The sequence below is a fragment of the Cyclobacterium sp. SYSU L10401 genome (assembly GCF_010993705.1).
Taxonomy (GTDB): Bacteria; Bacteroidota; Bacteroidia; order Cytophagales; family Cyclobacteriaceae; genus Cyclobacterium.
Map to the genome: position 1 here is coordinate 151,967 of NZ_WOFO01000004.1, position 16,305 is coordinate 168,271.

At 42.2% G+C, this 16,305-nt stretch carries 10 protein-coding genes; 3 read left to right on the forward strand and 7 right to left on the reverse strand.

The window, feature by feature from the left end; all coding sequences use genetic code 11:
• From GL182_RS11390 to GL182_RS11410, 5 genes are all read right to left on the reverse strand, one after another.
• Positions 1 to 3,324: a SusC/RagA family TonB-linked outer membrane protein gene (locus tag GL182_RS11390; RefSeq protein ID WP_163379810.1), complete on the reverse strand. Its 3,324-nt coding sequence runs from the start codon at positions 3,322 to 3,324 to the stop codon at positions 1 to 3.
• A 90-nt stretch (positions 3,325 to 3,414) separates the two neighbouring features.
• The gene (locus tag GL182_RS11395) at positions 3,415 to 4,401 is read right to left on the reverse strand and encodes a FecR family protein (RefSeq protein ID WP_163379811.1); all 987 of its coding nucleotides are present in this window, start codon (positions 4,399 to 4,401) and stop codon (positions 3,415 to 3,417) included.
• 142 nt (positions 4,402 to 4,543) lie between these two features.
• Positions 4,544 to 5,134: an RNA polymerase sigma factor gene (locus tag GL182_RS11400; RefSeq protein WP_163379812.1), complete on the reverse strand. Its 591-nt coding sequence runs from the start codon at positions 5,132 to 5,134 to the stop codon at positions 4,544 to 4,546.
• 129 nt (positions 5,135 to 5,263) lie between these two features.
• The gene (locus tag GL182_RS11405; RefSeq protein WP_163379813.1) at positions 5,264 to 6,040 is read right to left on the reverse strand and encodes a cupin domain-containing protein; all 777 of its coding nucleotides are present in this window, start codon (positions 6,038 to 6,040) and stop codon (positions 5,264 to 5,266) included.
• A 235-nt stretch (positions 6,041 to 6,275) separates the two neighbouring features.
• A complete protein-coding gene (locus GL182_RS11410; RefSeq protein ID WP_163379814.1) occupies positions 6,276 to 7,445 on the reverse strand; it encodes a glycosyltransferase family 2 protein in 1,170 nt (389 codons plus the stop codon).
• Positions 7,446 to 7,682: 237 nt separating this feature from the next.
• Here GL182_RS11410 and GL182_RS11415 point away from each other — a divergent pair, with 237 nt between their 5' ends.
• Positions 7,683 to 11,777, forward strand: coding sequence for a PAS domain S-box protein (locus tag GL182_RS11415; protein WP_163379815.1), 4,095 nt, complete (start codon positions 7,683 to 7,685; stop codon positions 11,775 to 11,777).
• A gap of 58 nt (positions 11,778 to 11,835) precedes the next feature.
• Here GL182_RS11415 and GL182_RS11420 read toward each other — a convergent pair whose 3' ends face one another.
• Entirely contained in the window at positions 11,836 to 12,534 is a 699-nt protein-coding gene (locus GL182_RS11420; RefSeq protein WP_163379816.1) for a LytR/AlgR family response regulator transcription factor, read from the reverse strand.
• Positions 12,535 to 12,583: 49 nt separating this feature from the next.
• Positions 12,584 to 13,240 carry an acyltransferase gene (locus tag GL182_RS11425; RefSeq protein ID WP_163379817.1) on the reverse strand — a complete coding sequence of 219 codons (657 nt, stop codon included), beginning with the start codon at positions 13,238 to 13,240 and terminating at the stop codon, positions 12,584 to 12,586.
• 213 nt (positions 13,241 to 13,453) lie between these two features.
• Here GL182_RS11425 and GL182_RS11430 point away from each other — a divergent pair, with 213 nt between their 5' ends.
• Positions 13,454 to 14,170 (forward strand): TolC family protein, encoded by a 717-nt coding sequence (locus tag GL182_RS11430; protein WP_240469790.1) that lies wholly within the window; start codon positions 13,454 to 13,456, stop codon positions 14,168 to 14,170.
• Positions 14,160 to 16,298: a GumC family protein gene (locus GL182_RS11435; protein ID WP_163379819.1), complete on the forward strand. Its 2,139-nt coding sequence runs from the start codon at positions 14,160 to 14,162 to the stop codon at positions 16,296 to 16,298. The genes GL182_RS11430 and GL182_RS11435 overlap by 11 nt, the downstream gene beginning before the upstream one ends.
• Positions 16,299 to 16,305: the final 7 nt, after the last annotated feature.

Sequence of the window (16,305 nt, forward strand, 5' to 3'; positions counted from 1 at the left end):
TTAGAAGTTAACATTCAAGCCCATGGTATAGGTAGTCATCTGCGGGTACCAACCTCCATTACTGACCGGTGCTTCGGGATCATATCCTTCATAAAAATCCGTAATGGTAAACAGGTTTCTACCGCTCAGGTAGATACGTGCCCGCTGAATATTCAGTATATCAAGGACATTTTCAGGAAGGGAATAACCCAACTGCACATTCTGTCCTCTCAAATAAGCCGCATTACGCATCCAAAAGCTGGAGTTCTGTTCGTTGTTGGTTTGGTTCCAGGCCAATCGGGGAAAGGATGCATCCGTATTATCGGGTGTCCAGCGGTCTTTGTGCTGCTCCTGTACCGTTCCTCCCAGATAAAAAGGCATGATTCCCTGCCCAAACATGTAACCATCTGCTTTACCAACTCCCTGCAAAAACAAAGAGAAATCAAAGCCCTTGTAATCAGCGTTCAATCTAAGACCAAAGGTATGTCTGGGAATAGGGCTACCTATTACGGCCAGATCCCGGTCATTGATCATGCCATCTCCATCTACATCCCGGTATTTGATGTCTCCGGGTGCTACATTCCCAAATTGGTCGGCATGATTGTCCACTTCCTCCTGACTTTGAAACAAACCTTCGGAAATGTATCCGAAAAAGGAACCGATGGGGTAACCTTCCCTGTTTACGGTCAGGCCGGTATTTTCTATACCCCGCATGTCAACAATTTCATTCCTTACGTCGGAATAGTTGACCATGATGCTGTAATTCAGGTCTCCTACCTTGTTGCGGTAATTGACCATCAATTCATAGCCGTTGTTTTTCACCTCCCCAGCATTCTGAAAAGGTGCACTAAGGCCAATGGTCTGCGGAATATTCAATGCCAGCAAGATGTCTTTTGTTCTTCTCATGTAATAGTCCGCCGCTACATCCAGCTTGCCCCAGAGGTTAAAATCCAATCCGATGTCGGTGGTTTCTGTCAGCTCCCATTGGATGGAGGAATTGGCCATGCTATTCAAGGCCGCTCCCGGAGCATTGGCCCCGTCAAACACGTAGTCCTGTGCTCCTCCTCCCAGGGACATGAAGGCGGCAAAGGGGTATAAACCAATATTTTGGTTACCCAACTGCCCCCAGCTTGCCCTCAACTTCAACTGGTCTATGATACTGGAAGTGCCCTGCATGAAACTTTCTTCCGAGATTCTCCATCCGGCAGAAAAGGAAGGGAATACCCCTACCCGGTTGCCTTCAGCAAAACGGGAAGAAGCGTCTCTACGTACATTTCCTTCCAGTAAATACCTTTCATCATAATTGTAAGTCACCCTGCCGAAAACAGATTGTAAAGCCCAATGGGATGCGGCCCCTCCCGTTTGTTCATTGGCCCGGTTACCTGCGTTGATCTGCTGGTATTGTGGTAGTGGGAATACTTCCCGGTAAGCAGAGATCCATTTATTGGTCTGGTCTTCCTGCTGGTAACCGGCTGTAACACCCAGCGTGTGTACCTCATTGAACGTTTTGTCCATGGTAACAATAGCCCGGATGTTGTTGTACCATTCCCGGTCATACCTTTCTGTTAGGGAATTTCTCTGGGGCACAAAATGCGTAGGAGTCTCTCCATCCCTGGCATAGGTTTGGGTAATATTGGAGAAGCTTTTGGTATGTGGGTTCCAGAATTTGGGGGCATACATCAGCTCAGCGGACAGCCAATCGGTAATTTTGTAATCCAGGCGAAAGTTAAGAATGGCATCCAGACTTTCTACTGTCCGTAGCCCACCATCTTTTGCTCTGGCCAGTGGATGATCCCCATTCCAACCTTCTCCATAGCGACCATTGGAGAGAAGTCCCACTTCATTGGCCGGAATCCGGCGCATCCAGTGGAATACGTACCCGGTGCCGGAGGAGGGTTCCCGCTGGTAAGCCCTGCGTAAAAATATATCTGTAGACAGGGTCAGCCTATCCGAAACATTGACATCAGAGTTGAGCCTGATGTTAAACCGGTTAAAATCTGTATTGGGGATGATCCCGTCCTGGTCCAGGTAACTGATGGATCCAAAAATCTTGGCTTTTTCACTACCTGCATTGATGCTCACATTGTGGTTTTGCATGAAGGCCGTATTCTTTAGGGTCAGGGCCTGCCAATCGGTGTCCGGATACCGGTCTGAGGGCATACCCGCCCGGTAATCGGCAAGGAATTGTTCAGAGTATTGGGGGTCATTGCCCACATTGGTAAAAGCTTCATTGGCCAGTTCCATGTGATCCAGGGCTCCTACGATTTCCGGCATGCGGGTGGGGACCTGGAAACCGGCATACATGTTATAATTCACCCTTACGCCTTCCACACCTCTTTTGGTGGTAATCAGCACCACCCCATTGGCTGCACGAGCACCATAGATGGCCGCCGAAGAGGCATCTTTCAATATAGAAATATTTTCTATTTCATTCGGGTCTACATTGTTCAGGTTGGTTTCTACCCCATCCACCATGATCAGGGGATTGGAGTCACCCAAGGTACCCAAGCCCCTGATTCGGATAGCCCCTCCATCTGATCCGGGCTGTCCACTTCTCTGGGTGATGGTCACTCCTGGCGCGATTCCCTGCAATGCCATGGAGGTTTGTCCTACCGGCTGATTGACAATGTCTTCCGAAGTTACCGTGCTTACTGCCCCGGTAAGGTTCACCTTTTTCTGTGTTCCATATCCCACGACCACAATTTCATCCAGTGAGGATAAGTCTTCCTCCATGGTTACAGTGATTTCATTTTGGTTGCCCAATTCTATTCGCTGGGATTCGTACCCGATAAAAGAAATTACCAAAACAGCATCATCAGGTACTTCCAGGTTAAAATTACCGTCAATATCCGTAGCTGTACCGATATTGGTTCCTTCCACCAGCACAGTCGCACCGGGAATACCCTCACCATTGGGATCCAGTACCCTCCCACTGACAGGGCGTTCATCTATTACAATTTCTATGGGTGAATCCAGGGCCTGGTTTCCCGGCGCAACATAAATGGAATTGTCCACCTGCTTGAATTTCAGGTTAGCTCCAAGTGCAACATCCAACAACAATTCATTGACGGATTGCTTTTTACTTTTAAGTTCCAACAGGGAGTTATTTTCCAGAATATCCTCAGGTAAGACGAAATGATAGTCCGTATTTTCTTCCACTACCCGGAAGATTTCCTCAAGTCTCCATTCCTCCTTTTTCAGGCGAATATAGGACTCATCAATGGGTTTGATCTGGGCACTGATCTCATGTGCCATCAATGTAGTCATCAACAAACATTGAAGAACCAAACCATACAATAGGTTTTTCGATACCATTTTGATTAGGTACAGTAATTTTCTTTTCATAATTTTAAAGGATTTTGAGTTTTACACTTTAAAGTCAGCAGGGCAAAGCAATTCATTTGGCGATGGAGGTTTTGTCCTGCATTTTTTGTTTCATAGGCTGTTCTTATTTAAGATAACTTCTTTTTGATTGATGCTGAATTCAAAGCCCAGAGAAAAGCCCAGGCCGGTAAGTACGTCGTTCAGGTTTTTGTTGCGGAAAGTGCCAATCACCCGGCGGTTCACATTGATCCCGGGGTCAATTTTCATTGCTACCCCATACCATCTTTCCAAATCTTCCAAAATAATTATTAAGGGCTTTCGGTCAAAAACAAGTATATTTTCTTTCCAGCCGGTGACTGATTCCAGGTCAAATTTCTCCACCCTTAGCTCCGGTGAAGCATCGTTCTTGACCAATCTGGCCAATTGTCCCGGTTCTAATTCTACTGAAGTTTGGGCTCCATCCACAGCAACCCTGCCCTCCGTAAGGGCTACTGCAACGTCCCCGGATCTGGCATAGGCATTAAACCTGGTACCCAAAGCCCTGGTAATCATCCCATCAGCTTCCACCCGGAAAGGCCTCAGGGAGTCTTTGGCTATCTCAAAAAAAGCCTCCCCGGATAAACGGACCTTCCGTTCTTCTACCCCATATAAAGATGAAAATGAAATTGATGAATTGGCATTCAGGGTGATTTTAGTATCATCGGGAAGGGTAAGTCGCAGTTTTTCACCTTCCCCGGTACTTCTCTCCATTATTCTTTCTGCAAGTACAGGATCGGGGTCCTTGTAATCCATAGCCTGCATTAAAAAATAAGCACTAGCTATAACCAACAGCAGGCTGGCTGCAACTTTCCAATACTTAAGCCAGGGTCTTAATGGTCTGATTTTGGAGCCGGGAAAAATTCTGGAGTGAATCTTTTCCAGCAGCAATGGATAATCTGTATTATCCATTGAATTGGGTTCCACTTGCTTCCAATGGTCACGAAGGAAACGATCAAATTTTTCCCTGGCATCGTCCTGCTCCAGCCATACCATTACCTGCTTGCGTTCTGCAGCACTGGCTGTTCCATTTAAAAATTTGATGAGCAGGTCTTTTTCCACTGGGTTTATGGTATTTTGTAAGTATAAAACACAAGTAAACCCATTTACTTAATGAATGGTAAAAAATAATTAAATTAAGTTAAAAAATATGTTTAAGTAAATTTCTCAAAATTAAATTTTATATAAAAACCATTTAATACTATTATAAAAAATATATACCTGTGAAAATCAGCCATGAAAAAGATGGATGATGCAGTAAGCCCTTTCTGAGAGATTTCGATGCCAGGTACAGGTGGTGTTCAATGGTTCTTTTGGAAAGGTTCATCTGCAGCGCAATCTGATCACTGTTCATTCCCTTAAATTTGTTCAATTTAAACACCTCCTGCTGCACTTTGGGCAACCGGCCAATCATCTCCAATGCCAGTTCTTCCAACTCCTGATAGGCCAATGTAGCTTCCGGGTCCTGCGCTACAGGTATTTGTTCAATAGCAGCGGTTTCCAGACAACATTCCTTTTTCCTGTCCCTGATATGGTTGTACATATAGAATTTTACAGCCTGGAAAAGGTAACTTTTGAAAGATTTTGATTCATCCAGCTTTTTCCTCCTCTCCCAAATCCTTACAAATATTTCCTGCACCGCTTCTTCTGCCAGATGCTGATCGGTGAAAAAGGTCAATGAAAAGGCCATGAGTTTTTTGGCATACCTGAGGTATAATTCATCGAATGCCTTGACATCCCCTTGTCTAAGGCTAATGAGTAATGCTTCGTCCGTAAGATTTTCCAGCAATCCCATGATCAATAGTTATTTGGGTTTGGTTCGGTAGTAATCAGGCGACATAAGTAGGTAAGGTTTGCCTTCACAATATACCTTTTTTTATAATGAATAAAAAAATTCCTGTTTGAGAGAATCGCCCGCAAAAGCTTACTTTCCTGTTTTATCTGTGATCCAACGGATGGCATAATACTCGCAGCTACCTTTCCCTACATTGCGGATGCCATGCGGGTCAAAGGCCGCCAGGTAAATAACCGAACCCGCTCCCAGGCGGTAGGGTGTACCATTGATCAACTCCTCCACTTCCCCCTGCAAGACCAAAATGATCTCTTCATCAGCATGAACATGGGGATCGTGGCTTTTTTCCCCTTCTTTCAGCGTCGTTATGTGCATTTCCAACTCTCTAAGTGTCTCAGTAGGGGCCTGCATCACATCCCTCCTACCACCTCTCGCATTCTGACGGAATGTCATTTCATCATAATCAAAAAGCAAGGGATAGGTATCCTTGGGTGCCAGCTCATCTGCCACTTTTTCTGCCTCCCATTCAATGATAAAAAAGGAAGCCTTTTCTTTATTTCCAACCGCTATCTTCAGTTGCCTATCGGCAGGAATCCAGCCCACACTTCTTGGGCCGAGCATGGCTTTTTCTCCACTCATATCCAGGGAGAGCAGCCCCTCCCCCACCAGCACCAGGTGCTCTGAGCTGGTATTCAGGTCCATGGTTTCCGAATCCTGCAGGGTATAATGGACGATGCGGAAGTTGTCCAGGGTCTCAGTAGGCCAATCCATCAGTTTCCGCTCTTCCCCTACTCCCTCAAGGGTAGCAGGCATCATTTTCCATTCAAATACGGCCGATGGATGAGGCAGCCGCTGTGCCATTCCAGTGTTCAAAGCCAATATACATACATAAAAGAGCCATTTTTTCACGGTACAAGTTGGGTTTATTTGGTTAATTGAAAGCTTTGGGAAATGTAAAACTATTTGGGTTTTAAAGCAATTATTTTTTCCACTCAGCCACGTAATTCCCAAACCTACAAGACGCAAGGGGACATTCAGATGGCCTTGGCTTCAAAGCATCTCTTATTAAACGCCTTAATTTTCGCAGGATATCGAACCTGTCAGGTCCGACAGGGCTACCTGTTTCAAAACGGGCAATTTGAGATTAATTTGACCTGCGCCTGGCTTTTTCCCAGGTACTTTTTTGGGTACCCCTTAAAAAACGGAGCAATCCCGCAATGACAGCATAATTCATCAGGCAAAAATAAAAAGGAATGAAAAGTAATTTGACCTTTATTTTTCTATCTTCCAGAAGATAGCCGATAAAAGCAGCAAAATAAAACACTACCTGAGCTATCATCAACAATTGATAAATCCATCCCAGCGGCCACAACAGGATGTTTAGAAAAAAGATCAGGATCAACAAAAACGGAGTAATGGTCCACCTCAATACCCTATGGGATAGATATTGAAAAAATAAAACCGGATGGTTGATTGGAGTAATTTTAAAAAACAGCCTTTGCATGGACTGCCATCCACCCGCACTGATCCTTATCTTTCTTTTGAGTTCCTCCTTTATGGAATCCGAAGCCGTCTCCATGGCATAGGCTTCGGGTTCATATACGATCTTATAACCCTTGGAAGCAATCAATAAGGACTGCATGAAATCATCGAGAATGGTATCTTCCGGCAAAGTCTCATATTGGGAGGATCTAAAGGCTACCAACTCGCCGGCTGCACCAACAGCCGAGTACAATGCAGAATCCAGCTTCTTCAGGAACGATTCATATTTCCAATACATGCCTTCACCTGCCGCACTGGCTTCTTCTGTTTCCTCCATCATTACCCGCTTTTCCCCGGAAACACAACCTACATTTTCGAACTGAAAATGCCGGACAATATTCCTGATTGCTGCTTCATTGAGCAGGGTATTGGCATCAGTAAAAATCACAAAAGGGGTTTTGATGATTTCCATCGCCCTGTTTTCTGCGGCAGTTTTGCCGGCCCGGCGATCCTTATGTAATAAGCTTACCTCAGGATAATCGGCCAGCACTTCCCTGAAATTATCGGTTGATCCATCAGTGATAAAAAATATTTCCAGATTTTCTGCTGGATAATCCAATGAAAGACAATTCTGAACTTTTTCCCTGATGATATCTGCTTCATTATAACAAGGGATCACCAGGCTTACTTGCGGAACAAAAGTTTCATTCACCTTATCTTCCTCAGGAAAAATCAACATTTTTATTTTTACTAAAAGATAAAGAATCAAGCCATAACCCAAAAAAGTATAGGCAACTATGGCGATGGCCAGCCAAAATATTACTTCAGGCATAAGATTTATTTAGGTTTACAAATTTGAATTTATAATTAAATTATCGAATTTGTAAACATAAGTGGAATGCTTTAAAAGCAAATTTTAATCAATTAAAAATTTTTGTTTTTTTATAAACAATATTCACATTTGATTTATTTCTACTAGTCAAGGTTTTGACCATTCATTTTCAGGGTGTATTAACGGACTATTTTCGCAATAGGGTCTAAATGAGCAGGGACAACTCTTTAAAAAGATATGAAAAAATCTTATCAGGTTGCTGATTTTTATCCAGGTCGAGGTTTGCAAAACGAGAACTTTGAAAAAATCCTACTTTTGGCCGAAAGGCTGACTGGCTGTGAGCAGGCTTTTTTGGTTTTTTTTGATACCAGCGGAATATGGGTCAAATCTTATTCCGGGGAAAATAATGAAACCCCTATTCCTGAAACTGACGCATTTCATGAATTTTTAAATTCGGTTAAGGATTTTCATGAGGTAATAGACCTTCAACATGACAACGACTTGGTTCAGAGTGTTTTTTTAAAAAAGAAATACTCACCGGCCAATTATCTGGCTGCCCAGCCAATAATTATCGAAAAAGAAAAGATTTTAGGCCTATTGGTGGTAATGGGTACAAAGGTTCCTGCGGCCAATTGCCTGGTATCAGAAAATTTAGATTTATTGAACCGGCAGATTCTGGAGCAAATAAAGGCGAAAACCGAAAATTTCGAGGATCGGCTTTTGAGTAAAGCTTTGAGCATCTCGCTGGATTTAATCACTGTGATCAGGTTTGATGGAAAGTTTATTAAGGTGAACAAGGCTTTCAAAACATTACTGGGCTACGGGGAGGAGGAACTTTCAGAAAAGCCCATGTCGGATTATATTCATCCGGAGGATGTGGATGGCACCATGGTAGAGATCAACAAACTGATCAAGGGGGAAACTACCACCAGTTTTAGCCATCGGCTAAAAACCCATAAAGGAGGTTATAAGACATTTGCCTGGACAGCCACCGGTGACTTAAAAAACAAATGGATTTTCGCCATTGGCAGGGACATTAGTGAGGAAAAGGAAAAAGAAGAAAGGCTTCTTTCCAGTGAAGAAAAGTTTCGTTCATTTTTCGAAAACAGCCAGGGCCTGATGCTGACCCATGACCTTGATGGCCATTTTTTAAGCTTCAATAACTATGGGGCAAGGCTATTGGGATATACAGTGGAAGAGATGCTGTCTAAAAAATTATGGGACATCATACCGAAGCGGTATCATGCAGAAATTGACGCCTATTTCAGAGAATTGCTTCAGGATGGAAAAGCACAGGGCTTGATGACCACCAGACAGACCAACGGAAGCTTAAAAGTCTGGTTATATAGCAACACGCTTGAAAAAGACTACCGGGGTAACAGCTATGTAATCGGAAATTCCATAGACATAACCGAAAGACTAAGATTAGAAAGGTCCATCCAAAATGCCAAGGAATTGCTCAGCCAAACCCATATGATGGCAAAAATAGGCGGATGGAAATATGATACTGGAAAAAAATTCCTGAGTTGGACGGATATCACCAAGACGATTTTTGAAGTGGACGCTGATTTTAATCCAAGTTTGGAAAATGCCTTCCATTTTTATAAGGAAGGCTTTTACAGGGATAGGATGGAGGAGCTTTTTGGACTTGCACGGGATTATGGAAAAGCCTGGGATGAAAAATTAAAAATAATCACCGCAAAAGGAAATGAAATCTGGGTTAGAACCATAGGAGAGGCCCACATAGAGGAAGGAGAATGCCTTTACCTTTTTGGAACCATACAAGACATCAATGAAGCAGTGACGAGAGAAAATCAACTGATACAAAAAGAACAAATGCTTTCTGCAATTTCAAGAGCAACTGACGAGTTACTATCCAATAGAAATCTTTACGAGGCCATCTCAAATAGCCTGGAATTAATCGGAAAAGCTGCAGATGTAGACAGGGTTTATTACTGGGAAAACAGCCTGGATGCAGATGGAACCAGGCTCACCTCACAAAGGTTTGAATGGAGTTCTGATGAGGTACAACCTCAAATAAACAACCCAGACCTACAAAATGTACCCATCAATTTTTTCGGGGAATTTGTAGCTCCCATGGAAAACAATGAGATTTTCTTTGCCATTTTGTCCCAAATGCCAGAAGATTCCTCCACCCGTGAATTCTTAACCAACCAGAACATCAAATCCATATTATCCATTCCGATATTTACCGAGGAAGGTTTTTGGGGATTCATTGGATATGATGACTGTAAATTAGAACGGGTATGGTCACAGGCTGAAATTTCCCTGCTAAAGAGTTTTGCCAACAGTATCTCCAATGCCATTGATAGGAATATTCTTGAAAAAAACCTCATCGAATCAAAGGAAATTGCTGAAAAGGCCAGCCTGGCAAAATCAGAGTTTCTGGCCAATATGAGTCATGAAATCAGGACACCACTTAACGGTATCATCGGATTTACGGATCTTTTGCTGAAAACAAGCCTTACTGAAGTTCAAAACCAGTACATCGGGATTGTCAACCAGTCTGCCAATACCTTGTTGAATATCATCAATGACATTCTGGACTTTTCTAAAATTGAAGCAGGTAAGCTTGAACTGGATATTAACAAGGCTGACATTTTCGAATTGGCGGGACAGGCTACGGACGTGGTTTCCTATCAGGCCCAAAAGAAGGGTATTGAAATGTTGCTCAACCTGGAAAAGGACTTGCCCAGATTTATCTTTATAGATGATATCCGGCTCAAACAAATCCTGATAAACCTTCTGGGCAATGCGGTGAAATTTACCAATGAAGGTGAGATAGAGCTGAGGATACATACCCTCTCCCAGCAGGATAAAACGCAACGATTGGTTAGATTTGAGGTGAGGGATACCGGTATTGGAATCTCTGAAGAAAACCAAAAGAAAATTTTTGATGCTTTTTCACAGGAAGATGGGTCCACTACCAAAAAATATAGCGGTACCGGCCTGGGATTGACCATTTCCAATAAGCTTTTGGCCATGATGGGCTCTGAACTACGATTGGAAAGTAAATTGGAGGAAGGTAGCAGGTTTTATTTCGACATCAACCTCAAAACAGAAAATGGAAATACCATCAAAAAATCGGATACCAGCTTTATTCAAAAGGTGTTGGTGGTAGATGACAATGAGAACAACCGGTTGATTTTGAAGGAAATGTTTTCCCTGAAAAATATCCTGATGGAAGAAGCTGTGAACGGTTTTGATGCCCTACAGAAAATAGAAAACAATGGAGATTACGACGTGGTATTGATGGACCTTAACATGCCCTACATGGATGGACTTGAGACAGTTAAGAAAATCAGGGAGAATTTCCCGAAAGATAAGGCCTCCTCACCCATCATGCTTTTACACAGTTCGGCTGATGACGATTATATCTATAAAAAATGTAAAGAACTTTCTATTCCCATCAAATTATCCAAACCCATAAAAATAAATGCGCTTTACGAAAGCCTGGCCCAACTCAATCCTAGGAAAAAGCCCGTTAAAAAGGACCCGAGCCAGGCAAATCAGGAAGTATCCTTAAATCATAATTTAACCGTGCTGATCGCAGAAGACAATGCTATCAACATGTTTCTGGCCAAAACGATTGTACTTAAAGTATCTCCCAACACAAGAATTTTGGAAGCTACTGATGGAAAAACCGCTTATGAAATGGCTCAGAAATTCCTGCCTGACATCATCCTGATGGACATCCAGATGCCGGTCATGAGCGGACATGAAGCCACTAGAAAAATTAAAGCCATTCCCGAGCTCGAGCACATACCCATCGTGGCCATTACGGCCGGAAACGTAAAGGGGGAAAGAGAAAAATGCATGGATTCTGGTATGGTTGACTTTGTCGCCAAACCGATTGTTGAAAAAAATATTATCCAGATTTTTGAAAAATGGTTAAAACCAGATCAAAACGTAACTCCGGCTGTGGCGGCTGCAGCCCCTGAAAACGAAGGTAAACAGAATAGGGTTGACCAACAAAAAAACCACTTTGATATAGATAAGGTCAAAGAATACCTTGGAGATGAGCCAAAAGTAATCAAAGATGTGTTGCAATTAACCCTAAAAGAACTGGATCAATCTGAGAAGCTTTTGATTAGGCATTATAAGGATAAAAACCTACAGGCATTAAATAGCGAGGGGCATAAATTAAAGGGTTCTGCGCTAACGGCTGGGTTAGACGAATTGTTTGAAATGGCATTGAAATTCGAGGAAATGGATTCCTTCCAGTCTGATGAATGGAAGGACCTGTTGGATGAATTTTCTAAAGAAATTGAAACTGTTAAAAAGTTGATCAACCAATACATCGATCCCTAAACCATTATAAAACCCTTTGTTACGAAAAAAATCTCAAAAACCATAGCGCCTAAAGGGGCTACAAAAAGTTAACACTGTTTTTTAGCTGCTCCTTATACTTGGCACCTATGGGGATGATTTTACCGTCTACTACGGCCGTATCACTATCAAAATCTGTTAAATAATGTAGGTTGATGACATAAGACCGATGCACCTGAACAAATTCCGGGTTGCCTGATAACTTGTCTAAAAAATTTGAAATGGTGGATTTAATGGTATAGGTCTGAGATTTACATTTCAGACTGATATAATCTCCTTTTCCTTCACAGTAACTTATTTCTGCAAAGAGAATTTTTTTATACAACCGATCATCCTTTACAAAGATAAAGTCCTTGGAGTAGGAATTGGGGTCAATTCGTACCTCCGCTTCCTTACACTTGTCTATGCCTTTAAGGAATTGGGCATAAGCAAAAGGCTTTTGTAAATAAAAACAGGCCTTGGTCTCAAAAGCTGAAATGGCATTTTCATTATTGGCTGAAATAACGATCAAAGCCCCATCATATTGACTGTGCTTTAGAATCTCAAAGCCATTCATTTCGGGCATTTCTATGTCCAGAAATATCAAATCAATATTACCTTTATTTTCCACTAGAAAATTTAAACCTTCAATGGAGTCGGTAAACTTAGCCTTAAGGTCCAAAGTCTTGGTTTTGGATATATAGTGGGCAAGGACCTCAATGCTGGCAGCATCATCGTCTATGATTACGCAACGGATCATATCATTCTCGATTTTAACGGTAGAATTGTTAACACATTAATTGACACATTTAATCTGTAAGAATGGTTGGGTCATGCTCTAGTTTCCGTATTGTTTTTGCGGGAACCCCTCCTACCAACGTATAAGGGGCTACATCTTTGGTCACTACCGCTCCGGCAGCTACTGTCGCCCCTTTTCCTATCCTTACCCCTTTCAGCACCATTGACCTGGTAGCCAGCCATACATCGTCTTCAATAAAGATAGCCCCGGATTTTCCTTTGGCAGACCTGATATCCACTCCATGAAAATCTCCATCCATGATGATAACCTGATTGGCAATCTGGCAGTTTTTACCAATGAAAATATGCTCACTTGCCGAAAGGATACAAGCGGTATTCACAAAAGTACCTTCCCCTATTTCCAGCAAGGCTCCCCTATCTGCAAATAACTGGGTGGTACCCATATGGGACCATAGTTTGCAATAATTGCCAATTTTTATTTTGCCAGCCCCCTCTACGCGTAAAGCTCCCCTTACCGTTACCCATTTACCTACTTCCTTGCAATTCCTAAGCCTGAATGCGGCATTCAGGAGCCTGAAAAAACCCTGAAACAACTCTTTAGCAAGTAGGATGTAGAGCTTTATATTTTCTCCCAAACCTATGGCCTCTCTGCCAAAAACAGCTTCACTTTTTTGACTCAATTTTTCGTCAATAGTACGCTTAATCATCCAACTTTTAAATAATTAATGAATATATGGGGTGAAAATTTAAATTCAAAAAAAAAGGATAAATTAAAATTTTTGTTACTTTTATTTTAAAAATAAGGAGAAAACCGTAAATTATTTTATGTAAAGGTATTTTTGTCATTGATATATAAATAAATGAAATTCGTGTTTAAAAAATCATCAATCTATACGTTCTTACCTTTCATTATAGCCTCTATGATTTTTTTCACTGGGGGAAAAGTGCAAGCTCAGGATGAATCCAATATTCTGGAGAGCATTGAATTGAATGGTCCCCTGGAAGATCAGCTTCCTAGTCTGGACAGCATCATCCGTATAGCCCAATCTAATCACCCTACCATCAAACTCAATGAAGCCCTGATCGGATCTGCTGAAGAAAGGGTAAAACTGGCCAAAAAATCCTGGGCCGATTTATTCCGGGTATATATTGACTACGGTTATGGCAATCAGGCCATTCTGACCACGGGTTCACAGGCGGGCGACCTATCGAACATCGCAAATGGCTATAGGGCCGGGGCAAACTTAAGCATCCCCTTTTCCGAAATTTTCAACAGAGGGAGCCGAATCAAATTGCAGCAAAATGAAATGGAGGCAACTTTTTTTAAAACCCGTGAAATGGAATTGGTCATTGCAGAGCAAGTCATAGAAGAATACAATAACTTATTGCTAGCCCACCGGCTGATGCAAATCAGATACCAGATGCAGGAAAAAGCCCGAACAAATCTGCAACAGATGGAAATGGAATTTAATCTGGGTAACCTGGATGCATCCAGCTACATGAGAAATGCGGAGATCCACACCATCGCTCAATCTGAATACGAAAATGCAAGAAGTAATTTTTTTGTAGCCTCTCAAAAACTAGAAGTATTGATCGGACTACCTTTAGCTAATATTATACATAAAAATGACAATTAAACAATTCATTCTGCTCCTTTGGAAGCATAAATTCTGGATCACAATACCCCCCATCTTGGTAGCAGTAGGGGTCTTCCTTTTGACCAGTAACATGCCCAGGGAATATGAAAGCAAAACCATCGTATTTACCAATCCTACTACCAATCAGGGAGCCACAGACGGTGGAGTGGTGCGGATGGATTTTTACACCTCAAACAACCTGTTTGACAACCTTACCCTGCTGGTCAAATCAAGGCAAACGATTGAAGAAGCCGCTCTGAGACTGCTCGCCCAACACCTGTCCCTCTCCCAGTCAGATAAAGAAATAATTGGTGAAAACTCCCTGAATGAGTTGAAATCACACGTTTCTCAAACACTTTGGAATGATTTGGCCGTACCGGGTAACGAAAAAGAAACCTTTGCCAGGATTCAAAGTCATTATTTAAGGTATGAAGATTCTCCTATAGAATACCTTTTGCGTGAACATGACCATTATGCCATCAGTAGAATCATTGAGCGATTGTACGTCAGTCGAAAAGCCTCCAGCGATATGATGGAAATCGCTTACAGAACCAATGATCCCGGGATTTGCTACCATACCCTTCGGTTAATTACCGATGGCTTCATGAGCAGGTATTCGGGTATGAAGGAAATGGAAAACATCAACTCCATTACTTATTTTCAGAATCAACTGGTAATTGCCCAGGATAAATTGAGAGCGGCGGAAGAGAACCTCAAATCCTTCATGACCGAAAACCGGATATTGAATTATTATGAGCAAGGCAAATACCTGGATATTGCCAAATTAGAACATGAACAGGATGAAGAAAGGTCCAAACGGTTGATTTCGGGTACCGAATATAACCTGAATGAAATAGAAGGCATGTTCGAAAATTTTGATAAACGCCAGGTAATCATACAGCAAATTGGGCAACTTCAGGATTATATTGTATCCAAAAACATGGAAATGCAAGGCCTGCTCTTGCAGCAGGAAAAATCATCTCGTATAGCCATGCTGGAAAGTGAAATAAGCAACCTTAAAGCCCAGATTGAGGATGCATCCACCGAATTGTTTAAAAATAGTAATTCCCTGAATGGCTTGCAGCGGGAAACCATATTGGAAGAATGGCTGCGGCTGAAAATTTCATTTGAGGAGCAAAAACAAGCGCTGGATGTGATGCAAAACAGGAAAGTTTACCTGTCTGATAAAATTGAAGAATTTGCCCCACTTGGAGCGGAATTGAAAAAACTGGAAAGGGAGGTCAGCGTGAATGAGGAGCAATACCTCTCCATTTTACACGGATTGAATATGGCATATTTAAAAAAATATGACCTGGAAATGTCTTCTTCTCAAAGACTGATCGACGAGCCATTTTTCCCTAAAACCCCCCTGCCTTCCAAAAGGGCATTATTGACATTAGGAGGAGGGATAGCGACAGGTTTCATCATGCTCTCCCTGGTTTTCCTAACCTTTTTTCTGGACAACACCATTAAATCTGGCCCTAATGCAGAAAAGGTAACCGGTTTAAAGGTGGCAGGAGCCTGGGTGGATGAAAATCGGATGGAAAGAGCAGTGATCCGGGAAAAATTGACCCAAAAACAAATCATTCAATGCTATAATCAGCTCAACAAATACCTGCCCAAAGCTGGTAAAAAAATCATCCTGTTTTATAGTTTGAAACCCGATGAGGGCAAAACCTTTTTGATCAAAAATCTGGTACAAGAACTAAACCGCCAGAACAAGGATGTAGTCTATTGGGGGATGCAACCAGACACGGACCGAATGCCCTGTGCCACCATGCCCTACCCTGATTTGACAAGCATACATGACAATTTTGAAGCTTATTGGGAAAACAAAATATCACAAACCGATAAAGAATTCATCTTATGGGAAATGCCCAATTTGACAGCATCACCCCTGAACTATTCCCTGATCAATCAGGCAAATGCTTTGGTAATGGTCCTGGACGCTGAACGTAAATGGACCCAGGCGGACCTACATTTACTCAATAACCTTAAAGAAATGGTGGAAATCCCTCACCTGATCTGGCTCAATCGAATGAAAAGTGACGAACTGGAAGACATCATCGGTGAAATCCCAAAGAAAAGGTCCTTAATTCGTTTGAAAGTAAAAAAACTGCTTTCCTGAAATCAAA